This window comes from Chitinophaga pinensis DSM 2588 (genome assembly GCF_000024005.1).
Lineage (GTDB): Bacteria > Bacteroidota > Bacteroidia > Chitinophagales > Chitinophagaceae > Chitinophaga > Chitinophaga pinensis.
On sequence record NC_013132.1, the window covers coordinates 6,365,925 to 6,384,932 of the forward strand.

At 47.0% G+C, this 19,008-nt stretch carries 11 protein-coding genes; 9 read left to right on the forward strand and 2 right to left on the reverse strand.

All coding sequences use genetic code 11. The features are described 5' to 3' along the window. Positions 1-12: 12 nt before the first annotated feature. Together CPIN_RS25315 and CPIN_RS25320 are read left to right on the forward strand one after the other, a co-directional pair. Entirely contained in the window at positions 13-279 is a 267-nt protein-coding gene (locus CPIN_RS25315) for a DUF2024 family protein (RefSeq protein WP_012792705.1), read from the forward strand. A gap of 194 nt (positions 280-473) precedes the next feature. Further along, positions 474-1,094, forward strand: coding sequence for a MarR family winged helix-turn-helix transcriptional regulator (locus CPIN_RS25320; protein ID WP_012792706.1), 621 nt, complete (start codon positions 474-476; stop codon positions 1,092-1,094). A gap of 6 nt (positions 1,095-1,100) precedes the next feature. On the opposite strand, the gene CPIN_RS25325 is transcribed toward CPIN_RS25320, so the two are convergent. Next, a complete protein-coding gene (locus CPIN_RS25325; RefSeq protein ID WP_012792707.1) occupies positions 1,101-2,117 on the reverse strand; it encodes a serine hydrolase domain-containing protein in 1,017 nt (338 codons plus the stop codon). Positions 2,118-2,339: 222 nt separating this feature from the next. Here CPIN_RS25325 and CPIN_RS25330 point away from each other — a divergent pair, with 222 nt between their 5' ends. Beyond that, the gene (locus CPIN_RS25330) at positions 2,340-4,613 is read left to right on the forward strand and encodes a hypothetical protein (RefSeq protein ID WP_012792708.1); all 2,274 of its coding nucleotides are present in this window, start codon (positions 2,340-2,342) and stop codon (positions 4,611-4,613) included. A gap of 375 nt (positions 4,614-4,988) precedes the next feature. On the opposite strand, the gene CPIN_RS25335 is transcribed toward CPIN_RS25330, so the two are convergent. Beyond that, positions 4,989-6,218, reverse strand: coding sequence for a family 16 glycosylhydrolase (locus tag CPIN_RS25335; protein WP_012792709.1), 1,230 nt, complete (start codon positions 6,216-6,218; stop codon positions 4,989-4,991). A 281-nt stretch (positions 6,219-6,499) separates the two neighbouring features. On the opposite strand from CPIN_RS25335, the gene CPIN_RS25340 reads away from it, so the two are divergent. The 6 genes from CPIN_RS25340 to CPIN_RS25365 all read left to right on the forward strand — a co-directional run bounded on the left by CPIN_RS25340 (position 6,500) and on the right by CPIN_RS25365 (position 18,965). Beyond that, a complete protein-coding gene (locus tag CPIN_RS25340; protein ID WP_012792710.1) occupies positions 6,500-9,400 on the forward strand; it encodes a triple tyrosine motif-containing protein in 2,901 nt (966 codons plus the stop codon). 45 nt (positions 9,401-9,445) lie between these two features. Further along, positions 9,446-10,060, forward strand: a complete 615-nt coding sequence (locus CPIN_RS25345) for an RNA polymerase sigma factor (protein WP_044219683.1) — start codon at positions 9,446-9,448, stop codon at positions 10,058-10,060. A 75-nt stretch (positions 10,061-10,135) separates the two neighbouring features. Beyond that, on the forward strand, positions 10,136-11,353 hold the full coding sequence (locus CPIN_RS25350) for a FecR family protein (RefSeq protein WP_012792712.1): 1,218 nt from the start codon (positions 10,136-10,138) through the stop codon (positions 11,351-11,353). Between the two features lie 294 nt (positions 11,354-11,647). Further along, positions 11,648-14,896, forward strand: coding sequence for a SusC/RagA family TonB-linked outer membrane protein (locus tag CPIN_RS25355; RefSeq protein ID WP_187294691.1), 3,249 nt, complete (start codon positions 11,648-11,650; stop codon positions 14,894-14,896). An 11-nt stretch (positions 14,897-14,907) separates the two neighbouring features. Beyond that, on the forward strand, positions 14,908-16,350 hold the full coding sequence (locus CPIN_RS25360) for a RagB/SusD family nutrient uptake outer membrane protein (protein WP_012792714.1): 1,443 nt from the start codon (positions 14,908-14,910) through the stop codon (positions 16,348-16,350). A gap of 74 nt (positions 16,351-16,424) precedes the next feature. Next, positions 16,425-18,965 (forward strand): zinc-dependent metalloprotease, encoded by a 2,541-nt coding sequence (locus CPIN_RS25365; RefSeq protein ID WP_012792715.1) that lies wholly within the window; start codon positions 16,425-16,427, stop codon positions 18,963-18,965. Positions 18,966-19,008 lie beyond the last annotated feature (43 nt).

The window sequence follows — 19,008 nt, forward strand, 5'->3', positions numbered from 1 at the left end:
AAACTAACGATCATGAAAGTTTCAGTTTTCGACACGTATGTCCAGAAGAAAAACGGTGCTGTTATGCACTTTGACATATTAGTTCCTTCTGATCTTAAAGACCTGGAAAAGATACATACCTACGGACGTCAGTATCTGGCACAGAAAGGACAGGAAGGACAAACGCTCAGTACCAATGAATGCCGTTTCTGCCATATCGAACAGGCAGATGACAATGTGGTAGCCGATATTGACCGCCAGGGATATTCCATTATAGAAATGCAGGAATGTAATAACTAAAGAATGTAATTTTATCCTTCGTAAAAGAATGCCAGGATACAGGTACATTCCGGAGATGCGGGCCAGTGGTTCGCATCTCTGTGCTGATAACAGCGCCTGTTTGCTCCTGTTATTCCGGCGGATCAATTACACGCGGTCAGGTATTCCCCTGCAAGACTTACGTGGCGATACAGGAAGCATAAGTTATACAGACAATGAGTAATACAAACACGACACCATTCAATCCGGATGTACAGAATACATCTAATGACGCCTTAATCGTAGCGGCACTGGAGCGGGTAGGCGAATCTTTCCGTGTGATGCTGTGGGAACAGGCAAAGGAACATGGTTTGAGTCCGATACAGATCCAGTCGCTGATCTTCCTGCATACCCACGATGAATCAATGGCGACAGTCACCTATCTGTCCAGGGAGTTTAATGTTACCAAAGCCACGATCAGCGATGTGATAAAAGTGCTGGTAGAAAAGAAGCTGGTGGTGAAGAAGGATAATCCGGCGGACAGTCGTGCACAGGTACTCAAATTAACGGCAGCAGGCAAAAGGATTGCGGAGTCTGCGGGCGGTTTCGCCAATACGCTGTTGAAGTATGTGAGTCAGTTGCCGGATACGCAGAAGGCCGGACTGAAAATAGTATTACTCAATCTTATCTTCCAGCTGCACAATGAGCAGATCATCACGATGCAGCGCATGTGTTTTACCTGTACGCATTACTCAGGTAGTGGCAACAAACACTTCTGTAATCTCTTGCGTATCCCGTTGGTAGCGGATACGCTTCGGCTGGATTGTCCGGAGCATGAACAAAAGAAAGCGGGATAGCACCTTTTACAGTGCCTCCCTTACGATCTTCAGGATCTGTTCGTGGTAATAGAAACTATTCTTCAGTTCCTGCATATCGGTAGCCACATTCTCCAATATGACCAGGCTTGTTTTTGTAAAAGGGAAATACGTATCCAGCGAGATAAAACCCTGTGCCACGCCTGTCACAGCCAGTTCAGGAACGCTGAACTGATACGGAATCGTTATACCATAACCGTAATCGATCGTCCCTAAAATAACATGGTCGCGAAAGGCATTTTCTTTTTTGCTGATCATGAGCTGGTAAGTGCTGTCGACCAGTAGTTTCCCGCCATGCAGGTTATTATTCCATTTTACGAGATCTTCTCCAGAGGATACCAGTCCGCCGGCAGCAGCAAACACATCCAGGTAAGACGGCTCTTCCCTCCTTTCTCCATTTTCAAGCACATATCCCTTACAAAGGTTTTTATAAGATCGGCCCCTTGGGTGCGAACTATGTTGCATCCCGCATAAGCGGAACAAATCATTACAAAGGTCCGGAAAGGACTTACCGGATGTTTTCTCTACGATCTGCGACAGCAGGTCATAACCGAGAAAGCCATACTGAAAGCGGCTGCCAGGTTTGAACGCCAGTGGTTTATCTAACGCTGTAATACCATGCGTATGCGTCAGCAGATGATGAATCGTGACGGTATCTGCCCATTTTTCTGTCAGCTGGGGCAGGTATCTGCGGATAGGATCTTCCAGGCGCAAATGTCCTTTATCCAGTTCCCGTAGTACGATCACTGCCGTGATCTGTTTACTGATGGAACCGATAATAAATTCACTCTCATTAGTAATGGCTTTTTTCTGATCAAAGTTGGCAAAACCAGCTGTTTTCCTGTAAAAGGTCTTTCCACCGGTACTGAGTACAATTACGCCGTTGAAGGGCGTCTGAGACGTAGCACTGAGCAGTGAGTCAATACGTTTAATGGTTTGTTGCTGTGCAAATAAATGGTTGAACGAAAATAAGATGGCAATGAGGAACAGGATACGTTGGGTCATCGGGTGGAGTTTTAGGCATGAAGACTTCTTCTGACTGCAAGTTGCGTGAAATTAGCGGGATATTTAAACGGCCGTTAAAAAATATTTCTGCCGGCTGCACAGAAACACGTGGTCTGTGCCGCCTTTACAGCAGCAGGCAAAGGCAATATACCGGCTGCGTTCCCGGGATACCTGAATGCTAGGAAATTATGATTAATTTTATACCGGTAAGATAATAAGAACATGAACCTGCATTCGATTCCGGACAGTCCGTTTAAGATTCAACTCAGTTTTTACCAGTTAGCCGAGCGACTGGAAAAACAGGCAGCAGGACCGGCAGGCGAGGCGGCCAACCGTGCCAAAGCCATGCTGGGAGAAATTGCGCAAAGTCCAGAACTGGTCGAAGGTATTACGTCAGCTGATCAGATAGAAAAAAGCGAAGGACTGATACGCCGCCTGTTGGCGGACTATTTCCCTGAAGCCCTCACGATGAATGAGATAAAGGCCATTAACCTGCCCTATGCAGATCTCATCTTCAATCACACAGAGCGGTTTAAAAACATACTGCGGGCCGCGGGTCCTGGCTTTAGCTTTGCCATCAGGGACTTTGATGAACACCAGGCATATGTGCTGAGTTGTTGTATCATTCTCAATGAGTTTTACGGCACGTCCCTGGATTTCGGCAGACCGTTTTTCTACGACATTCCTACTGCGGATGGCGTTATCAAACATTACAGGATATTATACAATGCAGATTTTCTCGATATCATCCCAACGGATAAAGCACCGACGCTTAGCCAGGAGGAAATCGATCTGCTGCTGAATAACTATGATGACCTGGCCCTGTGGAAATCCAAATTTCCGAAAGAAAGCTGGATCCTGAAAGGGTTTGCCATCATGACGCTGTATGATGCGACAGTGGAAAACGCCGTATCTATCTTCAAGGAGAAGCTGTTAGGATTGAATACTGAAGGCTTTGAAGAGAAGATACAGTCTATCTTCCGGTCTATTTACCGCATCCCCGATATAAAGGTGGGTTTCACACTTTATAACCCGGAAGACGATCATTTTACCGCCGATCCTTTCGGCTTACAACAGATGGACAGTTTCCTGGTACAGGGACATAAACACAGCGAGGCGCGTGAGCTTTTATGTACGAGTTCGTATAGCTGTGTGGTGAAGCATAAACAATACTTCGCCGTGTCTAATGTACCTGAGTTTCTGGCTGCTGATCCGGAAAACCGCCTCGCCGGTTTCCTTTCAAAAAAGGGGATTAAAAGCTTTATCCTGGCGCCGGTGGTGAAGAACGGGCAATTGCTGGGCGTTATGGAGATGGCCTCGGTAAGGACCAAAGAGCTCAACAGCATCAATGCCAACAAACTTGAAGTCGTGATGCCTTTCCTGACTGATACTGTGGAAAGACTGCTGGCAGAGATGCAGAACGAGGTACAGGCCGTGATCCAGAATAATTATACCGCTATTCACGAGAGTGTATACTGGAAATTCAGGAAAGAAGCAGAACGATTCATCGCGCATCATCATGCAGGAAAAGAGTATAAACCACATGAGATCGTATTCCGCGACGTATACCCGCTATATGGACAGATCGATATAAAGGGCTCCTCAGAGGTACGTAATAACAGCGTACAGGAAGACCTCTTATTACAGGTAAAGACTCTATCCAAAATACTCAAACAACTGGGTGGTTTTGATACCATACAGCAGCAGCTGAGGGAATACCTGATAGAGCTGTCTTTCCCTTTAAGGGCAGGCACAGAACAATATATCACGGCTTATGTAGTGAGTGAGGTGCATCCTAAACTACATCCCTTTATGGCCGATCCGCAGGTAGAGGCGTACTTTTCAGATAATGATAAGGCATATGGCCGGTTTCACCTGCATCGCCGGAAATATGAGGCGACTATTGCTGCTATCAATGACCGGATGACCGGCATCATTGATAAACAGCAACTTGCAGCACAGCGTTCATTCCCCCATTACTTTGAACGGTTCAAAACCGACGGCGTGGAACATAACCTGTATATCGGCGCTTCTATTGCCCCCAAAGTTAAGTTCGATATCCAGCGACTATATACGCTGCGGCTCTGGCAACTGGAGACCTTGTGTAAAATGGAAATCGCCCATCATCATCTGAAACCAGAACTTCCCTATCAATTGGATGTTACCACACTAATTTTAGTATATAATTCTACTATTTCTATCCGGTTCAGGATGGATGAAAAGCGGTTTGATGTGGATGGGAGCTATAATGCCCGTTTTGAGATCGTTAAAAAGCGCATAGATAAGGCATGTATCAAAGATACCACTGAGCGTATCACGCAGTCGGGCAAGATCACTATTGTGTATTCCAGTGCGGTAGAGGAGGAAGAATACCTGGGGTATATAAAAATGCTGCAATCACGCGCCGTACTGGGCGAAACAATCGAACGTTTTGATATTGAGGATCTTCAGGGGGTATCTGGTTTAAGGGCCATCCGGGTTCAGCTTATACACTAGTTTTATTAAACTTTTACATTATACAATATGAGCGCTGGTCCAGTACCGGCGCTTTTTTTTGTACTTGTAAACTTCAAACAGGATTATTTAACAAGCGTGTAAACCTATATCAGGACTATACCAGCATTTCATACGTCCTACACGACGTATACATGCTTCATACATGCTTTATACACGACGTATAGGTGGACTTGATCACCTGGGGATCACCCAAAATCCGGCCAAACGCCCTCCCCTTCGTTGATACTGCCCTGAATGTCCCATTACATCGCCATTATTACGTAACTATGCCGTTATCTCTACGTTCATGAACGTAGAGATAACGGCATAGTTACGGCCAGCTAAGGGTTTAATCGAGGGAAAAGAAAATATTAACTAGCGGGTGAATTTCTCCCAGCCCTGGATCGTCGGACGGTTACAGGTCATTGCCTGGGTACCGTTTTCGCTGGAGACATATGATCCATTATTGCCACGGAGAGAGAAAGTACCATCGCCATTATCAATCCAATTAAATTTTTCCCAATCCTGGATGGTCGGACGGCTACAAGTCATTGCCTGAGCGCCGTTTTCGGAGGAAACATACATGCCCTGGCTACGCAGTGCGACTTTACCACCGCCGGCATCTACTACGGTGAACTGTTCCCATGCCTGTGCGGTCGGACGGTTGCAGGTCATGGCCTGTGCACCATTTTCACCGCTGGCAAACAGACCGTTGCTGCCTTTGATCGTGATAGTAGAACCGATCGGAGCAGTACCACCACCAGGTGTATCGGTGATGCTGTACACTCTTACGTAGTCCACCAGCATGGAAGCAGGCAGTCCGCCATCGTTGATATTGTTACCTGGCAGGTTACCCCCTACGGCAACGTTCAGCAGGATAAAGAAAGGCGCATGGAATTCTTCTGTACCGTTGATGTTGTTCAGGATGTTTGCTTCATGAAACTGTACACCATCCACATACCAGCGGATAGCGGATGCATCCCAATCTACCGCGTACACGTGATAGTCAGTCGGTGTGGTGTTCGTGTTACCACCATAATAGGAATAAACGGTGTTAAACCAGTGGATCGTACCCAGCACGGTATTACCGGTGTTTACATGCTCCATGATGTCAATTTCACCACAGGCAGGCCAGCCGGCGCCGGTGCTGATACTGTTACCCAGCATCCAGAATGCAGGCCATAAGCCCTGTATTGCAGGGAGCTTGATACGGGCTTCAATACGACCATACCTGGTTGAGAATTTACCGTTACTGTTAATACGGCCGGAAGTGTAGGGTTGTCCGGCAACGCTTTCTTTACGGGCAGTGATGACCAGGTTACCATTGCTGACAGCAACGTTCTGCGTCTGGTAAAACTGCTTTTCATTGTTGACACCGAGGTTACCATTTTCATACCCCCATTTGGAAGTATTCAGGCTGGTACCGTCAAATTCATCAGACCATATCAGGTTGTAAGATCTGGCGGCAGCCGATACAGCGCCAAGGGTGTTGTCATCAGCTGACAATTTAGGCGTCTGGTCTGCCTTGTTTTCTTTTTTACAGGATGTTACTGCTCCTGACAACAGCAGTACGCTAAGCAACGTGGAGAGGGTTTGCCTTTTCATAATTAAATTTTCTGGTTTTCATTGTTTCCACGGTATAGCCTTATCGCTGCCGGACAGGTGTAAATAATACGCCTGTTTCAGTAACAAGGTGTCATAACGCGGAAACGAATGGTTAATTTGATCAGCGCAAAGATGAGGTTAATTTTTATCCTGCCTCTTTTAAGGGGTACGTCTAATCTACTACAAGCATAACGTAGTCTATTGATTATCAATAAACCTTATTTACGTCACCCTTACTTCGCGCTGGATTATTCCCTATTTTTAGCGAAACGTTATGGAAAATGAACAAGCTTTTTCTGCTTGTGCTGTCTATCCTATGGAGCAACCTGCTCATCGCACAACAAATAATCGGGCTACCGCCTGTGATCAATTATACCCGTCAGCAATATCCTGGTGGCGGGCAAACCTGGGACCTGGATATGGACCGGAATGGCATCCTTTACTTTGCCAACAATGAAGGGCTGATGACCTTCAACGGTCATTCCTGGAAATTACTGCCCGTTCCTAACCATACCCGGCTAAGGGCTGTCAAAACAGCTAAAGACGGCCGGATCTATATCGGCGCACAGGATGATTTCGGTTATTACCTGGCGGATGCGGATGGCGTGTTACGGTATACCTCCCTCAAACCGGTCGTCAGGAACCGGAAGGATCAATTTGCCGATATCTGGGATATTGTGATCGACGACAGCGGAATCTTCTTCAGAAGCACTAACAAGATCTTTCACTACGATCATAAAACATTACATGTTTATCCCGCCCAGGCGGAATGGCAGGTGTTACGCCGTGCCGGCGGACAACTATATGCCCAGGATGCAGCCAGGGGATTATTACGATTCCGGAACGGCCAATGGCAACCTGTCTGTACAGCGATCGCCAGTCAGCGCCTGCTGATCAGGGAAATCCTGGATTACGGAAAGGACACCCTATTGATCTGCACCTTAAAAAACGGTCTATTCAAATTACATGGCGGTGAGCTGTTACCGTTCCGGACAGCAGCGGATGGCATATTTACCGAAAAACAAATCTACTGTGCGAAGAACTGGGGCGATAGTGACAAACAATTACTTGTAGGCACCTCCTATGGTGGTTGCTATATTATTAATAGTACTACAGGGCATATTATCCAACGGTTTACGGTGGATGAAGGCTTACAGCATAACAGTGTACTGAAGATCTTTACAGATCCTGCCAGGAATATCTGGCTAACGCTGGATAATGGTATTGATATGGTGCGGTATAATACGGCGGTGAAACAGATTCTGCCGGATGGCCAGCGATATCTTACTTCTTATACGGCGGCGATATTTAAGGAGCAGTTGTATATAGGTACTTCGGATGGCGTTTTTGCGACACCGCTGGGTAACCGGAAAGACCTGAGTTTTCAGGAAGGAAATTTCCGGCGGATCAGACATACGCAGGGACAGGTATGGAACCTGAGTCAGATAGGCTCACATTTACTAATGGGGCATCATGAAGGCGCTTTTGAGATTGACGGACAGGACGCCAGATTAGTCTCCAAACTGACAGGAAGCTGGTTGTTCCGCCCCTTCTCTTCCCATATACTCTCAGGAGGATATAACGGACTGCAATTGATCAAAGAGGATGGTAGTCAGCTAGGTGGCGCTGTCAGGGTACGAGGTTTGTTTGAATCGTTCCGCTTTCTGACAGTGGAAGACGATAGTATTGTCTGGTCTTCGCATCCTTACAGGGGGGTATTCAGGATGCATGTAGCAGAAGACAGTCTGCTACAGTACACGCTTTTTACCAGCAAAGACGGTCTGCCTTCCGACTATAACAATTTTGTATTCCGGATCAGGAACCGGACCCTGGTGGCCACACAGGCAGGGGTATATGAATATGATGCCAGGAAGCGGCATTTTGTCCCTTCTCCCTGGTTATATCCTGTACTAAAGAATATTCCTTTACAACACCTGGCGGAAGATGCTACGGGTAATGTCTGGTTTGTTTCTGATAAGATGCCGGGTGTAATTGATTTTCACAAGCCGTTACCGGAGCACCCTTATAGTATTGTGTATTTCCCGGAACTGAAAGGTCAGGTGGTGAGCGGATTTGAGTTCCTTTATCCATATGACGACGAGAACATTTTTGTGGGTGCGGAGAAAGGGATGTATCACATTAACTATAAGCATTACCGTCATTCGAGGGAGTTGCCGGTTGTGCTGATTGGTCAGGTCAGCGCACATGGGAAAAGGGACAGTCTTTTATTCGGCGGGTATCATCCCCCGGGAAAGCATTCTTTCAAGGCGATGCCCAATGCATTTTCGGGTTTTCACTTTGAGTATGCTTCACCGATATACAGTCAGGGGAATACCATCTTCTACAGTTACCGGCTGGCCGGTTTTGACCAGGGATGGAGTGAGTGGTCGGTAAAAACGGAAAAAGACTACACCAATCTGCCGCATGGTTATTACGCTTTTTCTGTGCGGGCGAAGGACAACCTGGGGAATGTATCCCGTCCGGCAGTATATGCATTCCGGATATTACCTGCCTGGTATCAGACAGGGCTCGCTAAAAGTCTGTATGTGTTGAGCGGACTCGCCTTACTGCTCTGGGGCTATATCTATCAGAAGAAAAAATTCATCCGTCAGCGAAAGCGTTATCAGCAGAAACAGGAGCAGCTGATCTTACGGTACCGGTTTGAAAAAGAGCAAAGAGAGAAAGACCTGATCAGTCTGCAGAATGAAAAGCTGACAGCGGAAGTTCGTTTTAAAAACAGGGAGCTGGCGACGGCTACGATGTACCTGCTACACAGGGGCAAGGTCTTATCGAATATCAAGGAAGAACTGTTGAGTGCTATGAAGAAGTTAGACTCACCGGAAGGGGCTTTTAAAAAAGTAATGCGTTTGTTTGAAGAGGCGGAAAACAATGAAGAGGACTGGGAGCAATTTTCCCGGCATTTTGATGAAGTGCATAACAATTTCCTGTTTAAGCTGAAACGTCGTTACCCGGAGCTGAGTACGACTGATCTGAAACTCTGTGCATATCTGCGCATCAATCTGACGACGAAAGAAATTGCACAGTCACTGGGGATTTCTGTCCGTGGAGTAGAAACAAGCAGATACCGGCTGCGCAAGAAACTGGAATTACCGGCGGAGGTCAGCCTATATGACTTTCTGCTGGCGGTGGCGGATGATCAGGTAAGACCGGCACAATCATGAGGAAAACGGTTATATTTGTGGCTTACTCCTTTACCATTATTTTCATTGTCAGCGCTTAATGTTCATATACGTATAACGGAAGAAGAGGAAAGACATCTACTCAGTAATGTTGCGACAGGTGACTGGCAGGCATTTACGCGCCTTTATGAAGCCTATTCCCCTCTTATTATACATTATCTGCAGGTTTATCTTACTGACAAACATGACGTAGAGGAAATCGGCCAGGAAGTATTTCTGAAAGTCTGGAAAAAGCGGGAAATACTTGTTACGGTACGTTCTTTTAAGAACTATGTATTTATCATGGCCAGGAATGCGTTGAACGACTTCCTGAAAGCCCGGCAGGCATTACTTCAGAAGCAGGCCGGTTACAGCAAAGACTATGTTTTACCACACTATAGTGCGGACGATAAACTGATCACGGATCAGTATGAATCCATTGCCCGTTCGGGACTGGATATACTGTCGGAAAAGCAGCGTCGTATTTTCCTGCTGCGTACACGCGATGAAATGACCATTCAGGAGATAGCGGATGCAGAGGGCATGTCCGTTGGCGGCGTTCACAAGTCATTACAGCAGTCTACCCAACAGCTCAAAGACTATCTGGCCCGCAATGGCATTAGTTTTACCCTTCTTCTATTGATACTTTTCTTTCAGCCCTGAAATTTTTTTTAATTTTTTTTACTGTCCTGGTGAAAATTCGGAATTAAGAACCGTCTTTACCTATATATGTCATATATGAATATAACTGAAGCCATCACTATCGTGACGAAACTGGCTGAGGGTACTCCGGTCAGTGAAGAACGAGTAGCCGCTTTCAGGCTATGGACCCTGACTGAAGCAACAGATGAAGAATTACAGGCGCTTGCGCGGGCGCATGAAGCAGTGCTGATGAGCCTGCAGGAAGTGCCTGTATATGATAACCGGGAGATTGTCAATAATATATATAGCCGGCTGACGGCCTACTATCAGGAAGAAACAGCAGCATTGGCAGCAGTAAGGGGGCAGGACAATAATATCCGGAAGATCAGGGGACGTAATTACTGGTGGGTTGCGGCGGCTTCCCTCCTTTTACTGGGAGGCGGTACTGCCGTATGGATGATACGTACGCAGCGACCACAACCAGCTGCGATCGTACAAAAAACAACGCTTACGCCGGGTAGCAATAAGGCGGTTTTAACGCTGGCTAACGGGCAACAGATCATATTAGATAACGCCGAAAAAGGCACTATTTCCGAATCAGGCGGCGTCTCAGTTATTAAAGCAGATAGCGGTGCTATCGCTTACAGTGGCACAGGAGGCAATATACAATACCACACGCTGTCGACACCCAGAGGTGGACAGTTCCAGCTAACATTACCAGACGGATCGCATGTATGGCTGAATGCAGCATCATCTATCCGCTATCCGACCGCATTCACGGGGACTGAAAGAAATGTGGAACTTACCGGAGAAGGCTATTTCGAGATAGCCCCAAACGCCGCCCAACCATTTACTGTTAAAACCGGCAAAATGGACGTACATGTATTGGGGACAGGGTTTAACATTATGGCTTATGCCGATGAAAATGTTGTACGTACAACGCTGGTCAACGGATCTGTAAAGGTTGCGGCAGGCGCAACAACAACGATACTGACACCAGGTACACAGGCCAGTCTACAGACAGGCGCCGCTGGTTTCACAATCAGCAAACCGGATCTGGATGAGGTACTGGCCTGGAAAAACGGACAGTTCCGTTTCAGCAGGACCAACATCAAACAGATTATGCGGCAGGTATCGAGATGGTACGACGTAGAAGTAAGTTACGAGGGGAACGTAGACAATATAGAATTCCAGGGTGTGCTGTCCCGCAAAGTAACCGCGCAGGCATTACTGGAAACAATCGCAGCAACAGGAGAAGTACATTTCCGTATAACAGGGGATCATATCAGCGTCATACCCGGCGCTGAAAAATAAACAGAGAACAAACAACCGAAACTAATCGCTCATTTACATCAACAACCAACCAAACGCATATGTAGTAGAAACAAACAAACAGCAACAACCAAAAATCAGCAAACAAGAAAACAGCAGTTGTAGGTCCTATTACTAAAAATAGTGAGGACCCCAGTTGCACCTGGGGCCCTCCTGTGCGGGCTACTTCAAATGTCTCTTACGTCATTTAATCAGTAAATCCCTAAATGTACAAGTATGAACAACATTGTACCTGGCAAAGGTATGCCAATTCCTTTTTCCAAATTATTTATGATTATGAAGCTAATCATTCCGTTGATGCTCGTGGCAGTGTTACATGTAAGCGGCGCCAGTTATGGCCAGAAGGTCACGATCAACAAAAAGAAGGCGGCATTAACTGATATTTTCAAGGCTATCAGTGAACAGACAGGACGTGAGTTTATCGCGAATCCTAATCTACTGGCAAATACCTTTCCGGTAGATGTCAATGTAAAAAATAAAGAGATCAGCGAGTTTCTGCCGGAACTGCTGAATAAGCAGGGATTGGCTTATTCAGTAGTCAATAATGTTATCGTCATTACCAGAGACCCAAAGCTGCTGCACGGCCTTGCCAACTCATTAATCATGGGCACAGAACCGCCCAAGGTCATCAAAGGCTGGGTAACGGATATGACAGGCGTACGGTTGCCGGGAGCAACAGTGTCATTGAAGGGCACGAATAAAGGAGCTACTACTGATGCCAATGGTTATTTCGAAATACGCAGTGAGCTGGCGGGTGACAGTGCTGAAGTAGTTGTCTCTTATACAGGCTTCATCACGAAAGTGGCACGTATCAAACACGCCATGCCAACATTAATATATCTCAGAGCTTCTACCAGTGAACTGGACCAGGTACAGGTGATCGCTTACGGTACTACGACCAAGCGTTTCAGTACCGGAAACGTTGCCACAGTTACGGCAGCGGAGATTGAAAGAAGTCCTGTCAGCAATCCCTTGCTAGCATTAGCTGGAAGAGTTTCCGGATTGGTGATCAATCAGGTGAATGGCTTGCCAGGTGGCGCCGTCAATGTACAGTTAAGAGGGTTCAACTCCATCTCCGGTAGCTCAGCTCCTCTATATATCATTGATGGTGTGCCGTTCAAGGGCGGTGGTTATAGTTCAATCAACTTTGCATTAGACGGCGGTAACCTGCTGGATTTTGTGAACCCTGCAGATATCGCCAGTGTGGACGTACTGAAAGATGCAGATGCGACTTCCATTTATGGTTCACGCGGCGCCAACGGCGTTATCCTGATCACTACGAAAAAAGGGAAACCCGGCCGTATGCGTTCTAATGTAACAGCCTATACCGGTATCAGTAAAGTAACCCGTAAGCCTGAGTATATGAACCTGCAGGAATATCTGCAGATGCGCAGAGAAGCGATGGCGAATGATGGCGTGCGTCCTGGTCCGGCGGACTACGACGTAAACGGCACCTGGGACACTACAAAATACACTGACTGGCAGCAGCGCATTATGGGTGGCAACGCACATGTCTCTGATGTACAGGGAAGCGTATCCGGCGGTAATAACCAGGTACAATACCTTGTTGGCGGCGGTTATCACAGGGAAAGTCCGGTAATGCCAACTGACGGATCTTCCAGAAAAGGTTCCGCACATTTTAATATCACCGGTACCAGTGAGGATAATAAATTCAGCGTGAATGCAGGCGGTTATTATGTATCTAATAACAACGACATCCCTCCCATCGATCCGACAGGATCCGTAAGAGACCTGCCGCCGAACGCACCGGAACCATTCAATCACGACGGTACGCTTAACTGGGAGAACGGCACTTTTGGTAATCCGTACTCTTCGCTACTGCAACCTTATCTGGGACGCAGTAACAACATCAACGGTAACATTACACTGAGCTACAGACCGATCAAAGGACTGGACATTAAGGTAGCTGGTGGTTATCAGAATACCGCGATCAAAGAATATACAGGTACGCCATTATACATTATCAATCCTTACCTGACAGGCAACAAGATTGCTTCCGCCCGTTATGGCACCAGCAATTACAATATCTGGAACATCGAACCACAGGTTACCTATAATTTCCGCTTTGGAAAAGGGAATGTTGAAACTTTGTTAGGGGAAACATTCAGACACGAACTGAATGAATCATTGATACAGAGCGGTAGTAATTATGTGAGTGATGCATTGTTGAAAAATCCTGCAGCAGCGGCCACGCTAATCAATGAAAGCAGCGGGATGTCAGAGAATGCTTACAACGCTACATTCGGCAGGGTGAAATATACCTGGGACAGCAAATATATCCTGACTTTAAATGGCCGTTATGATGGTTCCAGCCGTTTTGGTCCGGCAAACAGGTTCCACTTCTTCTGGTCGGCCGGTGGTGCATGGATATTCACCCAGGAGAAAGCAGTAAAAGCACTCGTGCCATTCCTGAGCTTTGGTAAACTGAGAGGTAGTTATGGTACGACGGGTAATGATGCTGCGGGCGATTATGCGTTCCTTGACCTGTATCGTTCTATTCCTTACCCATATCAGGGTTCCAATGGTTTACAACCACAGGCGCTGTTTAATGCCGCATTACAGTGGGAAGCGACCCGTAAGATAGAAGGAGCTATTGACCTGGGTTTCCTTGAAGACAAGATCCTTGTGACGGCCAGCTATTATACCAACCGTAGTAACAACCAGTTACAGAATCTGCCATTATCCGCAGTCACCGGATTTAGTTCTATCAGAAGTAATATCCCGGCTATTATCCGTAACAACGGATGGGAATTTGAATTGCGCACCACGAATATCAAAAGCAAAGATTTTGACTGGAGTACTTCCCTGAATATCGCGTTGCCACGTAATACACTGGTATCTTATCCGGGCGTAGGACCAGATGATCCAACCTTCATCATCGGTAAGCCACTGGGTACGATCAGGGTATATGAATATGCAGGCGTAGATCCCCAGACAGGCGTATACACTTTCTATGATAAAGAGCGTAAGAAAGTAACGTCACCGGTAGACAGAACAAAGATCTTAGACGCGGTAAGCGTTAAATACTATGGCGGATTTCAGAACAGCCTGCGTTATAAAGGCTGGACAGCAGATTTCCTGTTACAGTTTGAGGACCATACTGTCAGGAATCCATTGATCAATGGTACGTTCCCTCCCGGTTTCCAGGGTAATCAGCTGAAGAGCCGTGCACTGGGCCGCTGGCAGCAACCAGGCGATGTCACTGATATCCCGAAATACACACAGAGCATTCTCGGATTCCTGCCATGGGCTTTATATGCAAAGAACAGTGACCTGGCTTATTCCAGAGCGCCTTTCCTCCGCCTGAAGAATGTTTCTATTGCTTATCAGCTGCCAGCTTCTCTGATGAAGAAACTGCGGCTGCAACAGGTATCTGTCTTTGCACAGGGACAGAACCTGCTGACATTCTCCAAAAAAGAATTCCGTGACTTCGATCCGGAAGCTGATGCGATCAATTTCGGACCATTGAAAACATTCACCGGCGGTCTTAAAGTAAATCTCTAAAAAGCAACAACATGACATTATCATATCAACCACTCCGTTTACTATATACAGGACTTACACTGGGTTTGTTAATGACAGCCAGCTGTAAAAAAGCGCTGGAGGTAGATCCACCCAGCACACAGATCGTCAGTTCACAGGCATTCGTCAATGACATGTCGGCCACCTCGGTGATGACGGGTATGTATAGTAACATGATGAGTGGGGCGCAGAACTTTGTATCCGGCAACAGAAGTATTACCGCCAGGGAATCACTGGCTTCGGACGAACTGGTAAATTACTTACCTGCTTCACAGGATGCTACTTTGACAGAATTTTATACCAATACATACAATATTTCCAATCCATATTTCTGGAATGAATTCTACCAGCGCATCTACACCTGTAATGCCACGATAGAAGGCGTTACTGCTTCTACAGGCATATCAGATGCCGTACGTGCGCAATTACTGGGGGAAGCTAAATTCTTTCGTGCCTTTATCTATTTCTACGCTGTGAACACGTACGGTGATGTGCCGCTGGCATTGACCACCGACTACAGGATTAACAACACGCTGTCTCGTACACCCAAAGCCAGGGTGTATGAGCAGATTGTTGCCGATCTGAAAGATGCGGAATCACTGATGGGCAATGACTATTTCAAAGGCACTACAGCAGGCACCACAGAGAGAGCAAGACCCAATAAAGCGGCAGCCAGCGCTTTGCTGGCCAGGGCATACCTATATATGGAACAATGGGCGAATGCGGAAGCGGCAGCAACGAGTGTCATCAACGATGGTACCTATTCCCTTGAAACAGATCTGAACAAGGTGTTTGTGAGCACGAGCAAGGAAGCGATCTGGTATTTGCAAACAGTATTGGCCACCAACTATTCGACTTTTGACGGACAGTATTTTATGCTGACCAGGGTAGCGCCAGGCACCAGTGCGCAGAGTCCTGTGGCGATCCGCCTTTCTTTCTTTGACAGTTTTGAGCAGGGAGACGCCCGTCGTACCAACTGGATTGACACCTTTACCATCAATAATACGGATTACTACTTCCCTTTCAAATATCAGAAGAACCTGAGCACTACACCGGAAGCACTGCTGGTATTACGACTTGCAGAGCAGTACCTGATACGCGCGGAAGCCAGGGCGAAACTGGGGAATGTAACCGGCGCAAACAGTGCAGCCTCCGACATCAATGTGATCCGTAAAAGAGCAGGACTACCTGACACACAGGCTGCGAATCAGCCGGATATGCTGAAAGTGGTAGCGGCAGAGCGCAGATCAGAATTGTTCGCAGAATGGGGACACCGCTGGTTTGACCTGATCCGTACGGATAAGGTAGATTCTATCATGAGTGTACTGACGCCGCTGAAAGGAGGTGTATGGAACAGCAATTATAAGATACTGCCTATTCCGTACAGCGAAACACAGATCAATACGAATCTGAAACAGAATCCGGGGTATAATTAATCACAAACAGCCTTTATCATAACCCTCCCACAAAGGGAATATGCCATCATCACAGTAAACTAGTATTCATTACAATGAAATCAGCAACAACCCATGTTTTGCTTGGGGCATTGTGTGCCCTGACGGCAGCATTGCCAGCAAACGCGCAGAAGCACAAGAAGGGAAAAGATACTGCGACGCCCAACAAAGACAGTGTAGCCGCGGCGCTGGCGAAAGTGGCGTTTCCGGCGAAACAGGAAACACTGAAGCCTTACAGGGATGTCATTCCTGCGAATGCGATCACGAGCAGTGGTTTATTCAAGGTACATAAGTCGGCCGACAAGTACTATTTTGAAATACCCGATTCATTACTGGGCAGGGATCTGCTGGTTGTCAGCAGAATTTCCAAAGGCTCTTCAGAATACCGTCCGATGATACTGCCTACGTATGCAGGCGATCAGATCGGAGAAAAGGTGATCCGCTTTGAGAAAAGCACCGGCAATAAGATCTTCCTGCAGACCATCTCTTACAGAGAAAGAGCGGCGGACAGTTCTTCGAATGGCCTGTACCGCTCCCTGATGAATAACAGTCTGCAACCCATCCAGGCCGCGTTTGCTGTAAAGGCGGTGAACGACAGCAGCAAGAGTAGTGTGATCGATGTGACGGACTATCTGAACAATGATAATTCTGTCTTCTTCTTTGACGCAGGTATCAAAGCGCTGGGAGGACTGAATATGATGGCGGCGGACCGTTCTTATATCGGGGATGTGCATGCCTATCCGATGAACATCGAGATCAAGAGCGTACGCACCTATACCGGCAGACCAATGCCTGTTACGAATGAAGTGAAGACCTACAGTTTTGAGTTGAACAGCTCTATTGTACTGCTTCCTTCTATTCCGATGAAGTCAAGATTTTTTGATCCGAGAGTGGGATTCTTTGCAGATGAATATATCGATTTTGACGACAACCCACAGGGCATCAAAAGCGAAAGTCTGATCTGGAAATGGAGGTTGGAACCACGTAAAGAAGACCTTGAAAAATACAAACGCGGAGAACTGGTTACACCGGAGAAACCGATCATTATTTACATTGATCCACTGACACCTAAGAAGTGGGTACCTTATCTTATTGCCGGCGTAAACGACTGGCAGTCGGCGTTTGAAGCAGCAGGCTTCAAAGAAGCCATCATCGCAAAAGAGGCACCGGCAGATGACAGTACCTGGAGCATAGAAGATGCGCGTCATTCTGTATTGGTATACAAACCATCTTCTATGGCCAATGCGATGGGACCGAGCATTAAGGATCCGCGCACCGGTGAAATACTGGAAACGCATATCAACTGGTATCACAATGTGATGGATATGTTGTACAAATGGTATTTCATCCAGGCGGGCGCGATCGATAAGAGGGCGCAGGCGCCGCAATTACCGGATTCCTTAATGGGAGAACTGATCCGTTTTGTGTCTTCACATGAAGTGGGACATACGCTGGGTCTGCGTCACAACTGGGGGGCATCATCCACTGTTCCGGTGGACAGTCTGCGTAGTAAACGCTGGGTAGAAGGAAATGGCCATACCCCTTCCATCATGGACTATGCACGTTTTAATTATGTAGCGCAGCCGGAAGATAATATTGGTCCGAAAGGTATTTTCCCACGCATCGGCGCTTATGACAAATGGGCGATTGAATGGGCATACCGTGTGTTACCGGCAATTAAAACACCGGAAGAAGAAACACCTTTGCTGAACAAGCTGGTGATTGAAAAATTAGCGTCCGGCAAACAGTACTTCTTTGGTATTGAAAGAGTGCCCTGGGAAGCAGCGACACAATACGATCCACGCAATCAGCGCGAAGACCTGGGAGATGATGCGATGAAAGCGGGTGCTTATGGTATCGCCAATCTGAAGCGGATAGAAAAACATCTCATGGACTGGACCCGTCAGCCGAACGAGGATTACAGCAAAGCCGGTGAGATGTACAACGAACTGGTAAAACAGTTTGATCTTTATATGGGACATGCAGCGGCGAATATTGGCGGCATCCTGACGACACCGAAGACCGTAGAACAGGCAGGACCCGTATATGAGTTCCCGGCTAAGAGCAAACAACAACGTGCAATGACGTTCCTGCAGGAGCAGTTGTTCACTACGCCGATGTGGCTGAATGACACACAACTGGCTGGACTGACAAAAACAAGTTTTGCGGTGGTGACCAACGTACAGAAAAAGGTGCTGTTCCAGTTACTGAGTCCTGATGTGCTGGATCGATTGTCATTGCAGGAGAATATAGAGGGTGCGAATGCTTACACTGCTATGCAGTTTTTACGCGAACTGAAACAGGGAATTTTCTCCGAACTCGCTGCACATAAAACGATCGATACTTATCGTCGTGGTTTACAGCGTGTATATGTAGAAAGGCTGCTCATGATGATGATATCAGGACCATCAAATCCGCTGATGCCGTCGCCAAGTCTGAGCAAAGACGGCGATGCCCTGCCGCTGATCAAAGCCCATGCGAAAGCACTGGCAGAGCATATCAAGGCAAGCATTCCGCTGACGACAGACGAGATGACACGCAGTCATCTGCAGGACCTTTACGACAGGCTTGATAATGGGTTACATCCCAGGAAATAGATATGGTAAACGAGTATACTGAGCTCTATTCTGAAACTGTAAA